This window comes from Cystobacter fuscus DSM 2262, from assembly GCF_000335475.2.
Taxonomy (GTDB): Bacteria; Myxococcota; Myxococcia; order Myxococcales; family Myxococcaceae; genus Cystobacter; species Cystobacter fuscus.
Genome location: NZ_ANAH02000005.1, coordinates 76,834 through 93,128 on the forward strand (window position 1 = coordinate 76,834; position 16,295 = coordinate 93,128).

Sequence of the window (16,295 nt, forward strand, 5' to 3'; positions counted from 1 at the left end):
CAACGTGGCGGCAAAGCTGAAAACACACCTGTGAGGAGGATTGAGTGAGCAGCCCCTCCCGCCCCCCTCGCGCACTCCTCCCACCCCTTGCGGTCTGCCCATCGGCCGCAACAGGAGCAATATGAATCCTACGCGCTACTCCACCAATGCTTTCAGCAATGCATCCCGCACGTCCGAGTAGAACTGCACGTCCACCTTGGTCGCCATGTCATCGGAGAGCTCGTAGAGCTGCCGACGGCTCGATACGGGCATCAGCAGCGTTGCCGCCCCCTTCTCGATGGCCAGCTCGGCCACGCTGACCGCGTTGTAAATGGGCTCGATGGAGCCGCCCAGGTTCACCCCGCCGACCACGACCAGCCCGCCGCGCACTGACTTCTTGAGCAACGAGCTGCACAGGGCGATGACCACGCCCACTCCGAGCTGGCTGCCGGCCTTCGAGGCGTCGAAGGCGCGGAGCTGGACAGAGAACTCGTGCGCGCGCGGGTCGCGGTCGCCGACCAACTCGCGCGCCCGCGAGTAGAGGTTCTGCTCGGCGTACTTCACGGTCTCGACGAAGGCGGCGGGAGCTGGGCGGTTGAGGATCTTCACGCCCGAGCCCGGCCCGTCGGTGCTCTCGATGCGATACAGGCCGGCGGCATCGTCCTGGCCGCCAGGGCTTATCGCCCAGACCTGGCCAGGCTCCAGCGGGTCAGCCCCGATGCTGCTCTCGCTGACCAACTCGGGCGTGGACACGAACTTCTCCACGCCGTCCAGGCCGAGTTGGTAACTGAAGTGGGTGTTACGGAACTCGGCGGCCCCGATGCGCTTCTGTTGCTCCTTCACCCGGCGGCGGCACTCCAGGGCGAGACGCAACGCCCACTCCAAATCCTCATCGGAGATGGGCATCTCGGGGTCCGGGTAAAGAAGCTTGAGCAGCCCGCTGACGGTCTTGCTCACCGCGTTGGTGTCGCGGCCCGACAGGGCGCTGCCCAGGATGGTCCGCCCCTGCATCGCCGTGGCCCGGCTCTGGTTGCGGAGCTGGCTCATGCACTCGGAGAGGAAATCGCTCACGAGCCCGAAGTGGTCGGTAAACAGCTCCTTGCTCACCTTCGGCACGTCCCAGCCGGGCAGGTAGCAATGGATGCGGTCCATGAAGGCGGTGTCGTTGCGCATCTCCGCAGGGAGCGGGCCAAACAGGTGGCCCACGCGCTGCTGGTGCTGCACGTCCACGTCGAAGTTGCCGACAAGCACGATGCTGCCGTCCGCGCGAATGTTCTCCTTGCCCCGGCTGAACTCGCCGGACTCCATGTAGCCCTTCATGATGTTCACGCCGTCCTTCTGGTCGAAGGACACGCCCGACACCTCGTCGAAGCAGATCACGTCGTACTGGCAGACCAGGCCGCGCTGGCCGGTGCTGTTGTTCACGAACATGCGGGCGACGGTGGCTTTGCCGCCCGAGATCAGATGAGCATAGGGCGACACCTGCTGGTACAGGTGGCTCTTGCCCGTGCCGCGCGGCCCCAGCTCGACGAGGTTGTAGTTGCGCTCCACGAAGGGGACCATGCGCAGGAAGATCGCGTCCTTCTGGCGCTCGGTGAAGCGGTCACCCTCCAGGCCGATGCTGCGCAGGAGCAGCCGCTTCCAGTCTGCCGTGCTGATCTGCCGCCGGCCTTTGGCGAGCGCCCCGAGCACGTCACGCTTGGAGAGCTGGATTTCCCGCAGCGAGGCCACGCCGAAGGGCCGCCCGCTGGCCTCCTGGGCGATGGCGGCGTCGTACTCCAGCTCGACCTCGGCGTAGAAACCGCCGGTCAGCATCCGCTCGTGCTGGCGGACCAGCTCGGGCGTGATGCGCACATCGCGAAGGCGCAGACTCGGCAGCTCGGCGATGTAGGAATCGGTCTTGGCATCGAGCCGCGCGGAAACGAGATCGATGATGCGGACGGAACCCTCCTCGCGCGCCCGGGCTTTGAACAGCTCCTCCTCGCCCGCACGCACGCTGCGACTCTGGAGCTGCCGGGCGACAATTTGAAGCCCCTCCTGGATCTCCTGCTCGTCGGTCGTGGCGCAATATCGGCCCAGCAGGAATTCGGCGACGTAGGTAGGCACCGGATACTGGCGTGCGAAGGACCGCACCAGATCCTTGCGAACGACGTAGCCCTCGAAGGCACTCGCGGTCAGGCGGTCGAGGTCATCAAGGTGGGCGATCATGCGTCGCCTCCGATGGTCGTGGGTTTCTTGTCGAGGACGGTGCCATCCGGGGCCAGGAGCACTGCGAAGGCGGCGGTGCCGGCAAGGTCGGGGTCAGCCACTAGGACGGAGCAGGTACCGTCTGCCCCGACGGTCTTGGGGGTGACGGTCAGGCTCGATCCTGCATCCGCGACCTTGCGACGCAGGTCCACCACCAGCCCGGACGCGGTGCTGGACACCTCGGCCTTGCAGCGCATCCCGACCCACTTCAAATCATTGATGGAGCCGTCCACGTCGGGCTTGTCGAGGGTAACGGTCAGGACGGGCGTATAGCACTCCTGCACCGTGAGCCCGCCGTGGGCGTACTCGATGTTGGCGTAGAAGGCGCACACGCCGGGGGCGTAGGTGACCTCCACCGTCTCGTCCCAAGCCCAGGGCAGCGCAGGCAGGTCGGCCTTGGAGGTGACCTTGAGTACTGCGCAACGACCCCACCGGCTTTCGGCGAGGCCCGTCGGCACCTTGGCGGGGGGCATTCCGCCGGGCACCAGCAACCAGCCGTGATCGGTCGCGATGCGCACTCTCTTCCAGCCGGCGGCCAGCAGTTCGGCTACGCGCTTCTCCAACTCACGGAGTTGGTCATCGACGTGGCGCGCGGTTTTGCACCCGTGCTTGTGCCCGTACTTGTCGATATCGCCGAACTCGGTCCAGCCTCGCCCAGACGGGTTGCCCACCTCGTTCCCCTCGAGCACCTGCACGCTTGCTGCGGCCATCAGCTTGCGAAAGGTAACGCTGTCCAGCGTCTTGCCGGTGGCCTCCACCGATGGCGTGAAATCGGCCGCTCCCGCCCCTCCCGTGAGCTGGTCGCGAATCGCCGAGATGTCGGGCTTCGAGGTGCCGGTAACCGGCGGGAAGGCCACCCAGCGCCCGTCGTGAGCCACCCGATTGCCAGCGGCGAGCAAACGCTCGGCCAGGACTGCACCCACGTCCCACCGCAGCCCGTCCGCGAACAGCAGACAGGTGCCGTCCTCGACGGGCACGCCCTGGGGCTTGGGGTACTCGCTGGTCTGGACAACTTCGCGCAGCCGCTCAGCGGTCCGCTGGAGCCACGGCAGATAGAGCACGCGGACTGCGCCGTGGATGGCGGCCCCATCGGTGTGGTCGGCGAGCGCCAGCGCAGCGAGAGCGGCCCCATCAGCCTTCCAGCCCGCAGAGGCGTACCAGTTTGCTAAGCCGTCGAGATGGCTACCGCCGACCGGGGCCTCGGTGGCGTCGGCAAGGGCGACAAGGTGCCCAAGCACCGTCGCCATACGAGCCCTACCGAGCTTAGCCCACACCCAGCCCCGGCGCGGCCCGTGCTCGGCCTCGAGCGCCCGAACGCGCTGGCGGGCATTGGCCTCGGGAATCTCGCCCAACTCGACCAGGGCAGCGCGGAGAACCTGCTCCTGCGCATCGTTATGTCGCGGCAGCGTGCTCTTGTCGAACATCAGCGCCGATGGCTGTGCCTTCTCCAGCACATGGTGGACCTTGATGTAGCTGCCGGGCACACCGGTCGCGTAGCGGTTCCAGACTTTCGCCCAGCCGCCGTTGCACTGCACGAGCTCCTCGGCGACGACAATGGGGCCGTCTCGGTCAAGGTCCACACCCAGGCGGCGCTTCACGAAGCTACGGAACACCGCCCACTCGGAGTCCGTGTAGCCCGCCCGTGTGCCCTCGGGGTCGCCAAGCCAGTCGAGCACGTCACCTTCGAGGTCGTCAGTGAGCAGCGCGACGAAATGGTCCGCTTCTAGCCTGCCCTTCTTCAGATCGGCGACCGGTGCATCGAACACTCGCGAGACCAAGCCGTCCAGTGCTCCGATGGTATCGGCGTCTTCGGCCACGGGGAGCCCGAGTCCGCCCTTCTTCGACGAGAGCAAGGCAAGCGGCGTCCAGTCCTTACCGTTCACCTGGGTCCACCATGTTCCCCTGAACTGAAGCTCGGCGATGGGCTTCAGCTCCTCAGGAAAGTCCTCCAGCGACCGGAACTGGAGCCGCCGCACGCCGGGCAGATAGAGCACCGGCACCGAGTCGCCAGCCTTGAGCTGGCCGAGCCGCCACTTGACCCAGGCCGCCGGTCCCTGGTCGGAGGAGGGATCGTAGTCACCCAGGGTCCAGAGGTTTGGCACGCGCTTTCGAAGTGCAGACAGGGCGGGCAACCACTTCCGGTCGCCGTCCGTCCACAGGACGATGACTGGCGGGCGCTCGGTGACATGATTGTGGGCGGTCGCGGCGGCGAGACGCTCCACGAGGGCGTCCAGGACTGTGCTCACGCCGCCTCCCGCGCTGCCAGCTTCTCGGCAAGCGTCAGATGATTGTCGTTATCCCGGTCCTCACCCCACGGCGAGTCTGGCGGGTTCTTGCCCCGGTCCTTGCCCCACTTGATGTTGGGCTTCCAGCGCAACACGCCGGCTCCCTTCGCGCCCACGTCGGGCACGGTCAGGAAGGGCCGGATGTTGAGGCGCACACCGTCGTCCAGGTCGGGGTGCCAGCCAATCGGCTGCTGCTCGATGGACTTCCAGCGCACGAAGATGTCGAGCGGGGCCTCGCCTTCGAGAATGTCGGCGAGGCGCTGCTGGAGGACCTTCGCCTTAGCGAGCTTGTCACCCGCGCCGCTCTTGTTGGCCTTGGCCTCTAGCTCTTGGGTCCGAATCCAATCACCCAGGTAAGTGTAGGTGAGCGACTTCAACGTCTCGTGGTTGAGCTTGTGGTAGTTCACCAACGCCGAGAAACCCTCGCGATGGCCATCCCAGATGTGCCAGATGAACGGGCGATAGTGGAAGAGCTCACAGTGCTGCTTGAAGAAGGTGTCCCGCAGCCAATCCTCCAGGCTGTCGGTGTGACCGACGGCGGTGAGCAGGTCGGTGAGAGTCTGCGGGTGCCAGTCCCTGCCCCAGGCCGCTGCGAGCATGTCGGTAAGACGGTCGGCAGCAGGGCGCTCGCCGAGCAGGGCGGGGATGCACACAATGCCGTCTGTGTCAGCATAGGCATCCAGCGCGTCAGCTTGCTGGTCGGGCCAGCGATAGCCGAGGAGACGGGCGACAGCGACTTGAAGGGGCTGAGCGCATCGAGTGACACTGCCCTGAAAGACATGCTGGGTGGGGTCATCGGTCTCCGGCTGGGGCAAGCCGTTGGGATACATAGAGGCGCCCGCAGCCTGCCATCTCGGCAGATCAAAGGGGACCTTCAAAAGCGTTGCGTTCGTCACCTTGAGGCTTTGATCGATCCTGCGAACCGCTTCGCCGAACTCAGGTGACGAACAGAAGGCCCATACGGCCGTAAGGTGCGCAGGATTCTTTGGGATCACAGCTGCGCAGTTTCCATCGAAGATGTCACCCGTATAGCACTACTGCGTCAGGGGTGAGCAGACAGTGAAGGGGAGGCTTGCTTACTCGCTTGGTCTTGGAAGTCACGTCCGGCCCCCTACCGCGAAGGTCGACCGGTGCGTATTGCTTGGACGGTGGAGCGGATTGAATGAGCCAAGTGATGCGCACCTTTATGGACTCGAGTGGGGTTCAACGACTTGAGGAGTATTTCCGAAGGATTGGCGATGTCCTGGGAGAGGACAGCCGCCGGGGTTCTTTTGCCATCTACGCCATGGGACTGCTGGGCGACGGAGAGCGCAAGAGCGTCGAGCCCATTGCAGCTCGTGCTTGCCCCGACCCCAGCAAGACCGATGCAATGCACCAACGACTGCTCCACTTCACCGTCAACTCTTGCTGGAGCGACCGGGAAGTTCGCCGAGAGGCCGCCCGCTATGCCCTTGGCGCCATGACTCAACGTGAGCCCGTGGAAGCTTGGATTGTCGACGACACGGGTTTTCTCAAGCAGGGCAAGCATTCAGTGGGTGTGCAGCGGCAATACACCGGCTCGGCAGGCAAAATCACCAACTGCCAGATTGGCGTCAGCCTCAGCATCGCCACCCGGACCGAGCATGTCCCTGTCGACTTCGAGCTGTACCTGCCCGAGTCCTGGGCCAATGACTCGGCTCGCCGTCAGGAAGCTCGAATTCCTCCAGAGATTGGTTTCAAGACCAAGCCCCAGTTGGCCGTGGACATGATTGGCCGGGCCGTGGCGGAGGGTATTCCAAAAGGAGTCGTCCTGGCGGACTCCGCGTATGGCTCCTCCAGCGACTTCCGCGCGCAGGTGCGCTCCTTGGGGCTGCACTACGCGGTAGGGGTGGAGTCGCAAACGACCATTTCCCTCCTCGACAACGAGGGACTGCCTCACGGCGAGGCGATGAGCGTCAAGGACATGGCGTGGAGCATCCACGAGCGCGGGGGATTTCGACGCTGCACCTGGCGCAGTGGGACCCGTGAGGACCTCTGGGCGCGCTTCGCTCTGCGTCGTGTAGTCGCCGCAGGAGTGCCCAAGGGGCAACAGGAGCCCCTCTGGTTGCTCATCGAGTGGCGAGAGGGCGAGCCAGAGCCGTCCAACTATTTCCTCGTTTCCGTGCCGGGCCGCATCACCAAGAAGCAACTCATTCGCCTCGTCATGCAGCGCTGGAGAACCGAGCGCGTCTATGAGGATTTGAAGGGAGAACTCGGGCTCGACCACTACGAGGGCCGACGCTTTTCGGGTTGGCACCACCACGTCTCTGTCGCCCTTTGCTGCTACGCGTTCATCATCGCTGAACGCGTGCGGCATTTTCCCCCCTCGGCCCGAGGGACGGTTGAAGCCCACGCGCAGCCGCTCCAGGCCTGAGCGCCACTTCCACGACAGCTTTATCACCGCACGGCTCGCCATGGCTCGAGTGATTGCTACCTGGCTGCCTCGCTGCCCCTGCTGCCACCGTTCCAACCCCCAGCGTCCCTCACGTCGCCCGGCAGGCTTCCCTGTTCACCTTTCGGGACCCTGACGCAGTAGTGATAGATCGTTGCCGGGAGTGATCCCATCAGAGACACGGTGACTCCTGGCTTGCCCCAAGCCTCCGCACCTCGAGTCGGCCGGATTCCCTGATGTCCTGGGAGAGCCCTTAGCTTCTCCGCATACTCCATCAACGCGCCCTGGCCATTCTCCCAAAGAACAACGAAATGGCGGCCTCCGTGACTTACAGTATTGCTCACGGTAGTCTGCATTCGTGTCCACTTATTGCCGATCTCTGCCACCTCCCAGAAACACCGACCGAAGCGAATAAAATCACCGGTGCCTTGCCCCCAATAAGAATCAGCAAAATCAACAAGCAGCCGGGCTGTCGTATTCGAAATACCGTCCAAAACGACGCGGTGGTCTGGGTTTCTGAACTGCTCCTCCTGAGAGAGACGTAGGAAATTCCCGACCAGCAGGCGCTCAGCCTTTTCAGTTGCCGAACTCGCAGATGAAAGGTCGATAGCGGCCATGCAATGCTCATGCGGTGGCGGGACCTTGCTCACGCAGATCAGAGAAGCCTGCACAATCTCGCCAGTAATCGTGGAGAACGCGCCCGCCCCAAGCCGCGCTACAGATTTCCATGACAAGCTTCTAAGCAAATGCTTGCGCAGTTTCTTGTAAGTCGGCAGGAAAAGCCAGTTCTGCGGAGAGACAACAGCAATCGTTCCACCTAGACCAAGTGCGTCCAGCATCCGAAGGAGGAAAACTGTCGCAATATCGGCCTTCCCAATTTCGTAATGTGTTGAGGCGAAGTCTCGAAGAGTTGGGTGATGCTTCTCGCTTTTAAGGTAGGGAACGTTGGTCGCTATGAGCGTGAAACGCCCCGTAAGCTGCGTTGCCGCTGCGGCGACTCCGCCAGCTGCGACTTGTATCTCATGTAGTTCTGGTTCGGCGGTCGCGCGGTCGCCTCCAACAGCTCTGTCGAGGAGTGGCTGGAGTTCATCGAAGCCAGCGACGAAGAGCGCATCAGCAGGATCGCGCATGGGATCGATCAGACTCCCCAAAATTGGCGCCTCCCTGAACAACTCCCACATACGCCCCATACCGTTCCGAAGCCGTTGATTGTCCCCCGCCAGCCTCTCCCATTCCTCCTTCTTCGCTGAAATCGCCAGCCCGGAGCAGGCCACATTCATGGCGGCAAGTGGCCGGTAGCCCCCGGCACCGGGATACGTCCACGCCGCCAGCGCCAGGGCGAAGGCCGCGATCTGCACGCAGCGGTAATCGATCTCCAGCCCAAACAGGTTGTCGCGGAACACGGCATCGCATGCATCCCGCGCGCTCAGCCCCTCCTCGGCCATGCGGAAGGCTACGAGGATTTCGAAGGCGGCGACGAGAAAGTGTCCGGAGCCGCAGCAGGGGTCGAGCACCTTCAGCTCGCGGGCCAGCCGAGGCCAGTCCTCGAAGGTGCCAGCGGTGGGCGTGCCATCATCGAGGAGGCGCAGGTAGGGCATCTCCATCGGCAGCGTGCGCCCAGCCCCGATCCACCACGCGCCCAGCGTATTGTGCAGGAGGAACTGCACCATGTAGGGCTCGGTGAAAAGCTGCGTAACGGCGGGCAGTTCGTCAGCGCCGATCTTCACCTCCGAGGCATTGACCTCCTTCTTCCGGCGGGCCTGCCAGAACTGGTAGACCCACCCGAGGCTATCGCTGGCGTGGAACAGCTCAGCGGGCAGGCTCGCCAGCAGGTTCTCCAGCCCGTGCTGGTGCTCGGCCGCGAGGCGCACCGCCAGCACCGGGTCGTCGGGACGGAAAATCTGCGGCAACATCCGGCTGGCGTAGCGACCGGCCAGCTCCCAAGCGTCGGCGGATCCCTCGGAGGGGGCCAGCTCGGCGCACTCCTCCAGCGTGACGGCGACCTTCATCTCAGGGTGAATGAGCAGGTCGTTTTCGGACAGGAAGCGCGCGAATAGCATCCGGTGCCAGTGCTCGTAGGCTGTCTGCTCCACGAGGTGGTCGATCTCGTGGCGGCCGTCGACCTTGCGCACATCGCCGAGCTGCCGCGCCCGCGCCCTCAGACGGTTGCGGAGCTGCTTGCCTGCCGTATCGAGGTGGCCGTAGGGAACCACCAAGTGGACAGCCAGGGCCTCAATAGCCGCCCGCGCGCCGGTCTCGGCGATGACGCGAGCGCCGCCGTCTTGGTTCTCCCTGCCGATGACCGTGGCGAGCTGATCGCGCAGACGTAGGTCGAGAGTGGGCATCTTCAGTTCTCCGGGCGGGATCAGACGACGACGGGGCCGTCGGCGAGTTGGGCGAGAATGGCGGCACGGGCCTCGGCGACCCAGCGGTCCACCTCGGTCTCGTTGTGAAGCGTGGCCTTGGGCAAGGTCACGGGCTGGGCCTTGGGGGCGACGAGTTGGATGGCCTCAAGACGGGCTGCCGCGAAACGACCGGGCAGCCCAGCTTGGTCGAGCGCCCACTGGCCCAGCGGGCGGGCCTGCGCCGACGAGATGACCTCCTTGTCGTTGCCGACCATCACCGTCGGCACGGTGGCGACGCCGTGCTTGATCAGGAACTTCTCACGCATCTCGGAGGTGAGCTTGCCCCACACCTCGGTGGCGGTGAGCGCCGCCATCTCGGCGTCGTGGACCGCCTTCCAGCTGTCGCGGGCTGCCACCAGTGCCTCGCGCAGCGCGGTGGTGACCTGCTCGCACAGGTGCGGCAGCGGGTCGGGCTCGGTGAGCAGGCCGCGTCCGTCGCGCAAGGCGTCCCGCTGCGCACCGACCTCGGCGGCGACCGGCAGGGTAGCGGCGTGGCTTAGGAGCGCCCCTAGAGCCTCCCAACGGGGTTGGCGGGCCTTGATGGCCTTGGCGCGCTTGTCCCACTCGTCCACGTTCACCGCGAGCGTGTCGCGGGCCTCGTAGAGCTTCTTCACCAGGGCGTTGCCGGCCAGCGAGTCGAGCGCGAGCAGGTGTGTTGTGCTTGGCGGCACTGGGCACGGGGGCTCGCCCCCGGCGGCAGCGGCCCGGCGCTTCAGTTCGGCCAATAGCGCGGGCGCGTTAGTGGACTCCTCGCCCGACTTGCAGGCGATGCCAATCTTCTGCATGAGCTGGCGCACGCTAATGCGCTCCACAGGCGACAGCGGAACCGTCTCGGCGCGGAACTTGGAGAGGCCGATCTTGGCGCGCTCAAGGCCCGCAGCGGTGAGCGATGCGCCCCCGCCTGTTGAGGCCCTCAGGTGCTCGGTCAACATGAGGACATAGAGCGCTCCGTCCACAGCATCACCAGACCAGCCGTAGGGCGGCCCCTCAAACCACTTGCGGATCTCCGCGCCCGTCTGGTCGGCGGCGGTGAAACTCAGGATTTCGTGGCAGACCGGGTGTTTCTCGATGTCACCGTGCCAATCAACCATGGTGAGTGCAGTGCCGTCGCCCGCACGGGCCTTCTTCAACGCTGCGTCCCACTTGCCGTGGTCGCCGAGGCTGAACTTGTGGAACAGGCGAACCAGCGCGTTCGCGACGGCGGCCTTCACGCTGTCCACGAGAGTGCCAGCAACTACCTCAGTGCCATTGGCCTGAATGACCTGGGCATTGTCGAGCACCTCGTCGAGTAGGGTCTCCAACTGCTCCTTCGCCCGGTTGCGGCGCGTCTCAACAGCGGCGCGGGCTAGGTTCCCCTCATCGCCGCTCGGCACTCCACGCGTCTGGAGGGTAACCTCGGCGGCCTTCAGCGTCAGAAGTGCATTTTTGATGCCCTCGGCATTGCCGGTTGGCAATAGCACGAACACCAGTGGCGAGTCGTTGCTTGCCTTCACGGCGTCGGTCTGGATGGTGGCCACGCTCTCTGCCCAGGCGTCGCGCACCCACACGGGCACGGTGCCGCCATCGACAGTGGGCGCGACCGGCCCGAAGTAGAGCTGGACTTTACGAGACACCTTAGACGCGCCGTGGGGTACGCTGCCGAAACCGATGCGCTTCTTCACCGCCTCGGCCAGCGCCTCGCTCCGCGCGGTGCCAACCTTGCTGTCGTCGTCGCTCAGCATCTTGCGGTGCTTCTGGAAGTCGGCCTCCCAGGCTGCGCTTTCACGGGTCTGGACCCGGTACTCCGTCTCGACCTGCATGAGCTGGCCGTCTTCAACGAGGGCCTGCAAGGCTGCGGGGAGCTGCTTGCGGATCTCGGCCCCGCCGTGCTCCAAGTCCTGCACGAGCAGGTCGGCTAGCGTCTCGGTGTCGGCGCGCACGCCAAGATCGCCCCCCTGGCTCTTGTCACGGGGGAGCTTGCCGATCAGGAACACCAGCGCGACGAGACGGGCCTTGAGGAAGTTGCCCCCACCCTTAGCCTGCTGGAGCTTGCCGACCAGCTCGTGAACTTCACGCGGCAGCACGCTGGTCTGGAGCAGCGTAGGTGCCAACTGGAAGTAGAGGAAGTCGCCGGGGATGACCGTACCGAGTGGGTTGGCGGCGGTGGAGCGCACGGCCTCATAGACGACGCGGAGCTGGTTGCGAAGTTGAACGGTGGTGCCGCCGACGTCCACGGCGCGCAGGGCGTGCTCCCAGAAGCGGCGGCGCACCGGGAGCAACGGGTAGTCGGACACCAGCACGTCGGCATCCGCAGGGCGCGGGCCGATGTGGGTGCCGGCCAGGTGCTTGCTGATCTCGCCGTTGTGCTTGTCGAGCACGGCGCGCACGGCGTTCATGCGGTCGGCGCGCTTGCGAAGTACGATCTGGCGGACCACCGTGTCCACGTCAGCGTCGGAGAGCTGCACCTCGATGGGGAAGCGACCCTTGAGCTTGAGGAGCTGGGGCGTGCTCGCCATCGCCGACTGGCCGGTGCCAATGATGAGCAGTGAAGAGCCGAACCGCTTGGAGCACTCCTCTGCCGCTTCCTGCACCATATGGGCGCGGTCGGAGGTCTCGCCGATGTACTGCTGCACCTCATCGATGGCGAGCAGGGTGCGGGGGAAGTGTCCATCGCGGGTGAGCGCCTTGCGGATGGCGGCCACCATGTCCTCGTTGGACACGTCGTCGCGGTCGGGAAAGCTCGCGTGGAGCAGGCTCCCGATGTCTCCCACGGGCGTCGTCCACTTCGGGAAGTGCTTGGCGATGGCCGCGTGGATGACCGGGGAGACAAGGAAGTCGTGGAGCTCCTCGTCCCAGGCGACGCCCTCGGCCTCGACGGAGGCGCGAACGGCATCGAGGCAGCCGTGGTCGCGAAGCCACATGACGAACGAGGCGAGGTCGTACCGCTCGGGCAGGCTCACGGAGCGGAACACGATGGCGAGGATGCCGAGACGCACGCTGCGGGCGGATGCGCCGAGGGTGCCTGCGGCGGCGTGCAGGCCCCCGGACTGCTTGCCGCGCGTGGACAACTCCTTCAGGTGGTCGTTGATCTCGTCGGTGAGATGGGCGAGACCGCGCGGTCGGGTACCGTCGGAGAACGGCTCGTCGGTCCACAGGGCGCGCAGCACCTTGATGAAGTGCGACTTGCCGCTGCCGAAGAAGCCGCTGACCCAGATGCCCTGCTGCTCGGTCTTGCCGAGGTTGGCCAAGTACGTCTCCAGCACCTTGCGCAAGCCGGCTCGGTACTGGCCCTCACAAACGAAGGTGGACAGCTCGTAGCGGAGCGTGCGCAGCTCGGCCTCGGAGCGTCCGCCCTTGACCTCGGCGACGCCGTGGTTGAGCAACTCCAGGCTCTCGGGGTCGGTCGCGAAGACCTCACGGTTCAGCATCATGGGGTACTCCCATCGTCGTAGGCGGTAATGGGCGTGGCGAGGTAGTTCCAGCCCTCGCGGGCATCGAGCAACTTGTAGACGTTGCCCTCGCGCGAGCCGGGGAAGAACACGAGCAGTCGGCCCGGAAGCTCGGTGATGACCTTCGGCACCAGATCGGACACCTGAGCGAAGCCGAAGAGGCTGGCGACACCGAGCACGGCGACCACGGTGTTCTCGTCGGCCCCGGCGGCCCGGGCCTGGGTCACTACATCCCGCGCCACGGCCTCAAGGAACTGCGAGAGCTTGGGCGCCATCATCTTGGGGTTCTTGAAGTAGGACTCCCGGTAGCGTTCCCCCTCTATCCAGCGGGCGAAGCTGTCGGTGATATCGACGAGCACCCACTTTTTGTCGGCCTTGGTGGTGGAGAGCTGGAAGGCTTCGACCTTGTAGCGGAGGCGGCGCTCCTCCTCTTTCGGGTACAGGGCGAACCACACACGCTGCTGCGGAGCCAGCCCCCGATCCCAAGGCAAGCCGACATGACGCTCGTAGGCGTCGGCAAGCGCGTCAACCCGGCTGGCCATCGCACCACGCCCTCTCTGTCTCGGTGAACAGTCCATCCACGCGAATGTCCATGATATCCCCCGCCTGCCGGTACTCGATCCATCCGTACCGAGCCGCCTGCTGGACGAGTGCCAGCACCTCATCGGGTGAGCGATCGAGCAGGCGACTCCACGAGGTCGAGAGCAACAGGCTGCCGCGCCCGCCCTCCATGAAGCCCAGGGCAAGCGCGTAGGCAGCAGTGCCGGGCGTTGCGTGGGCACTGGTGCGGATCTTGCGCGTGGTGCCCATCAAGAAGCCCGCCATCACCCAGGTGGAGACGAGGTGGCTCACGATGGCGTCGCGCGTGGAGGCCGAGAAGGACGGGCGCACTGTCTCGGCGAGCTTAGCCAGGGTGACCTCCGAGCCGAGAGGGGCATCAAGGACCACATCGACCGACGCGCGCAGCAGGGGGTCGCGGGCCACCGCACACAGGAGCGCGAGTAGCGGGCGGCCCTCTGCGTCGTCGGTCCAGATCCGCCTCATCACGCGGTAGACGGGGATCGTCGGGTCGAGCCCATAGAGCGCCTTCAGCTTGCGGACGGTGTGCTCGCGGGTGGTCGCGGTGCGCTTGCCGAGCACGTTGTTCTCGACGACGACGCGCCGGAAGTCGGCGACGCTGGCCTCGGGAGGCGTGGCGGCGAGCACTTGCTCCAGCTCGGTCAGCATCAGCGTGCGGCTGGAGTGCGTGCCCTTATCGCCGTCGCGGAAGCCGAGGCGCTCGCGGTGGTTATCGGCCGTCCTGCTCATTCGGCGTCCTCGGCTCGCGGGGTCGAGCCTTCATCTCCCGCACCGCCGCTCTGCACGCAGGCGTCCACGTCAACCAACTTGAACTTCCGGGAGCTGCGGGACTCAATCGGCTTCTGCGGGTACGCGCTACGCGCCCTCGCACTCGCCGTCAGGGTGGCGGTTTAGTAGCGGGTGTTCCGGGTACTTCCTCCCGGGATCAAGCTTCTTCTACGCGACGTTGGCGACGTAGGGAAAGGGGTTTTACTTTCGAACCCTCCCAGGAAACGCGCCACCCATTCCCCCCCATAGTAGGGGCCGACGGTGGTGTAGCCGGTGCTGCCGGCAAGGCGTGCGCATAGGGTGCATAAGAGGGATTGACGACCACTTCTTCGGTGTACGCGCGCAGTGGTCATCCCCTTCTAGGGTAGTTGGCGAGCCTGCCACCAGTGGCAGCGGTGGGGCGGAGCCGAAGAAGGAGCAGACACCAGCCGCCCTACCCTTTCAATCTTCCGAAATCCGAGGGCGCCGGTGGGTATCAGCTCCTGAGCTCGGAAATTGCTCCCGGCCACACACGGAGTCCCTCATGGTCTTCCTCCCCATCATCGCCAACGACCTCGGCAAACTCGCCGCTGCGGCTGCAACCACCTTGGGCATCGTGGGCTACGTCAACCGCGACCGGATCAGCCGCTGGCCTGCGGACGAGTCCGACTCCAAGGAGCGCCCGGGCGCCTTCACATCTCTGGGCCTGGGAGTGGCGCATGGCCGCTGAGATGGCGCGGAAGTGGGTGGCCCTGGTGCTTGGAGCCGTCGTGCTGTCCACCGGCTGCATCACGGTGACTCCATCCTCGGAACGCGGTGCGCTCCTGGACCTCAATCCGCGTGCCGCGCCCGGGCTGGTGGGCGAGGGACATGGTGACGCCCAGCACGCGGCTACGGGTGCGAATGCACCAACGAGGCTGCTCTCCCGACGGGGAGAGCGCGTACAGGGCACGAAGGTGGCCATGGCGAGCCCGGCTGAAATGGCCGTGCGCGCGGTGGCCAGCGGGGCCAGGCAGGCGGACGCCTTCGAGTCCCTGCTGCTGCTGGCGGGCCTGGACAACGTCAACGACGAGCCCCCGCGAGGCGCTCCCCTCACGACCGAGGAGGCGGCCCGGGTGCTGGCGGTGCTGTTGAACAAGCCCGTGACGCTGGGTTCGTTCCCGCCGCGCATGGCTGTCTGCCACCTGCTGCGAGAGGTGCTGGACGGAGGGGCAGTCTCCCGCGAGGAGTTGCTGCGCCGGGTGGAGCGATTCAAGACGGTGGCCGTGCTGCGGCCGGATGGCTACCTGGCCTGGACGCTCAACGGACGCACGCAGCAGAAGGTGGGCCCGGTGGAGTGGAAGGAGGAAGCCTTTCGCGCTGGCTCCTTCGAGCTGGGCCGCTTCTACACCGTCAGCGGGTGGGTCTTCCGGCAGGCGGATGCGCAACTGCGCCCCCTCATGCAAGGGCCCGGGCTGGCCGAGGTGTACGACGACGCCGACTACATCGGCCGCTCGCTGGATGGCGCGGAGGATGCTTTCGTCGGGCTGTACCATGCCATGGGCCAACTGCTCACGCGCCCGCTGGACAGCCTCGCGGCGCTGCGACACCTTCCGGCGGGAGTCGCGGCCCTCATCGCCTCCTCGCCCGAGTACCTCGAGCGTTTCCGGTACATGACTCGGGGCGAGCAGGTGAAGGCCACCTCCACGCTGCTGACCCACCTCATCGTCACGTTTGGCACGGCTGGGGGCACGACGAGCACGCTGACACGGGCGGTGGGCGGGCTGGAGGCCAGCGTGCCGGTGCTGTCCCTCTCGGCCGAGGGCCTGCTGATGGTGGAACGCGTGGTGGTGCCGGTAGGCAAGACGGCTACGGTGCTGAGCGGCGGGCCGGGGGCAACAATCATCCTCCAACGGGCCAGCACGGGGACAAATGAAGCACGACCATCTGCTAGAGACTACCCGCAGGACTACGCGTCAGCTCGAACGCAGAACCACTCAGCCAGGTTTTCATCAGAGCGGGAAGCGAGGTCCTTGGCGAGACAGAAGATCGGCAAGGATCCAGTTGAGTTCGAGTCTGGAAAGCTCCGGAGCCGAGATGGAAAGTGGCAGTATCGAGCCAGGCCGGAAGATCTCAAGGGACATAGGCCAGGTGATACACCACACGTCCATCTCGAACGCCTGGACCCCAAGACGGGCGAGGTTTTGGAGAACTGGCACTTGAGATGGTAGCGGGA

Annotated in this window: 10 protein-coding genes; 3 read left to right on the forward strand and 7 right to left on the reverse strand. The window is 65.5% G+C overall.

Annotated features, from left to right (window positions below):
* Positions 1-135 precede the first annotated feature (135 nt).
* The 3 genes from brxL to D187_RS07915 are packed head-to-tail and all read right to left on the reverse strand — an operon-like array spanning position 136 to position 5,506.
* Positions 136-2,187 carry a protease Lon-related BREX system protein BrxL gene (gene brxL, locus D187_RS07905; protein WP_002628219.1) on the reverse strand — a complete coding sequence of 684 codons (2,052 nt, stop codon included), beginning with the start codon at positions 2,185-2,187 and terminating at the stop codon, positions 136-138.
* A complete protein-coding gene (gene pglZ / locus D187_RS07910; RefSeq protein WP_002628220.1) occupies positions 2,184-4,472 on the reverse strand; it encodes a BREX-1 system phosphatase PglZ type B in 2,289 nt (762 codons plus the stop codon). The genes brxL and pglZ overlap by 4 nt, the downstream gene beginning before the upstream one ends.
* On the reverse strand, positions 4,469-5,506 hold the full coding sequence (locus D187_RS07915; protein WP_155893240.1) for a type II restriction endonuclease: 1,038 nt from the start codon (positions 5,504-5,506) through the stop codon (positions 4,469-4,471). Before D187_RS07915 ends, pglZ begins: the two co-directional genes overlap by 4 nt.
* Before the next feature lie 191 nt (positions 5,507-5,697).
* Between D187_RS07915 and D187_RS52030 the strand changes: the two genes are divergently transcribed.
* Positions 5,698-6,903 carry an IS701 family transposase gene (locus tag D187_RS52030; RefSeq protein ID WP_002632342.1) on the forward strand — a complete coding sequence of 402 codons (1,206 nt, stop codon included), beginning with the start codon at positions 5,698-5,700 and terminating at the stop codon, positions 6,901-6,903.
* 56 nt (positions 6,904-6,959) lie between these two features.
* Here the strand turns inward: D187_RS52030 and D187_RS07925 are convergent, their stop codons facing one another.
* Genes D187_RS07925 through D187_RS07940 form a run of 4 tightly spaced genes read right to left on the reverse strand, consistent with a single transcriptional unit; the run spans position 6,960 to position 14,062 of the window.
* Positions 6,960-9,266 carry an Eco57I restriction-modification methylase domain-containing protein gene (locus D187_RS07925; RefSeq protein ID WP_020917863.1) on the reverse strand — a complete coding sequence of 769 codons (2,307 nt, stop codon included), beginning with the start codon at positions 9,264-9,266 and terminating at the stop codon, positions 6,960-6,962.
* Positions 9,267-9,286: 20 nt separating this feature from the next.
* Entirely contained in the window at positions 9,287-12,736 is a 3,450-nt protein-coding gene (gene brxC / locus D187_RS07930) for a BREX system P-loop protein BrxC (protein ID WP_051256264.1), read from the reverse strand.
* Entirely contained in the window at positions 12,733-13,296 is a 564-nt protein-coding gene (locus D187_RS07935; RefSeq protein ID WP_043428897.1) for a hypothetical protein, read from the reverse strand. The genes brxC and D187_RS07935 overlap by 4 nt, the downstream gene beginning before the upstream one ends.
* Complete coding sequence (locus tag D187_RS07940) at positions 13,280-14,062, reverse strand: hypothetical protein (RefSeq protein WP_043428899.1); 783 nt, start codon at positions 14,060-14,062, stop codon at positions 13,280-13,282. The genes D187_RS07935 and D187_RS07940 overlap by 17 nt, the downstream gene beginning before the upstream one ends.
* A 562-nt stretch (positions 14,063-14,624) precedes the next feature.
* Between D187_RS07940 and D187_RS07945 the strand changes: the two genes are divergently transcribed.
* Together D187_RS07945 and D187_RS49625 are read left to right on the forward strand one after the other, a co-directional pair.
* Entirely contained in the window at positions 14,625-14,810 is a 186-nt protein-coding gene (locus D187_RS07945) for a hypothetical protein (protein ID WP_002627289.1), read from the forward strand.
* Positions 14,800-16,290 (forward strand): hypothetical protein, encoded by a 1,491-nt coding sequence (locus D187_RS49625; protein WP_245591646.1) that lies wholly within the window; start codon positions 14,800-14,802, stop codon positions 16,288-16,290. Before D187_RS07945 ends, D187_RS49625 begins: the two co-directional genes overlap by 11 nt.
* Positions 16,291-16,295: the final 5 nt, after the last annotated feature.

Excerpts from the sequence above, each read along its gene's own strand:
- brxL (WP_002628219.1), bottom strand. The coding sequence starts at position 2,187 with ATGATCGCCCACCTTGATGACCTCGACCGCCTGACCGCGAGTGCCTTC.
- D187_RS52030 (WP_002632342.1), top strand. The coding sequence starts at position 5,698 with ATGGACTCGAGTGGGGTTCAACGACTTGAGGAGTATTTCCGAAGGATT.
- D187_RS07925 (WP_020917863.1), bottom strand. The coding sequence starts at position 9,266 with ATGCCCACTCTCGACCTACGTCTGCGCGATCAGCTCGCCACGGTCATC.
- brxC (WP_051256264.1), bottom strand. The coding sequence starts at position 12,736 with ATGATGCTGAACCGTGAGGTCTTCGCGACCGACCCCGAGAGCCTGGAG.
- D187_RS07935 (WP_043428897.1), bottom strand. The coding sequence starts at position 13,296 with ATGGCCAGCCGGGTTGACGCGCTTGCCGACGCCTACGAGCGTCATGTC.
- D187_RS07940 (WP_043428899.1), bottom strand. The coding sequence starts at position 14,062 with ATGAGCAGGACGGCCGATAACCACCGCGAGCGCCTCGGCTTCCGCGAC.
- D187_RS07945 (WP_002627289.1), top strand. The coding sequence starts at position 14,625 with ATGGTCTTCCTCCCCATCATCGCCAACGACCTCGGCAAACTCGCCGCT.
- D187_RS49625 (WP_245591646.1), top strand. The coding sequence starts at position 14,800 with ATGGCCGCTGAGATGGCGCGGAAGTGGGTGGCCCTGGTGCTTGGAGCC.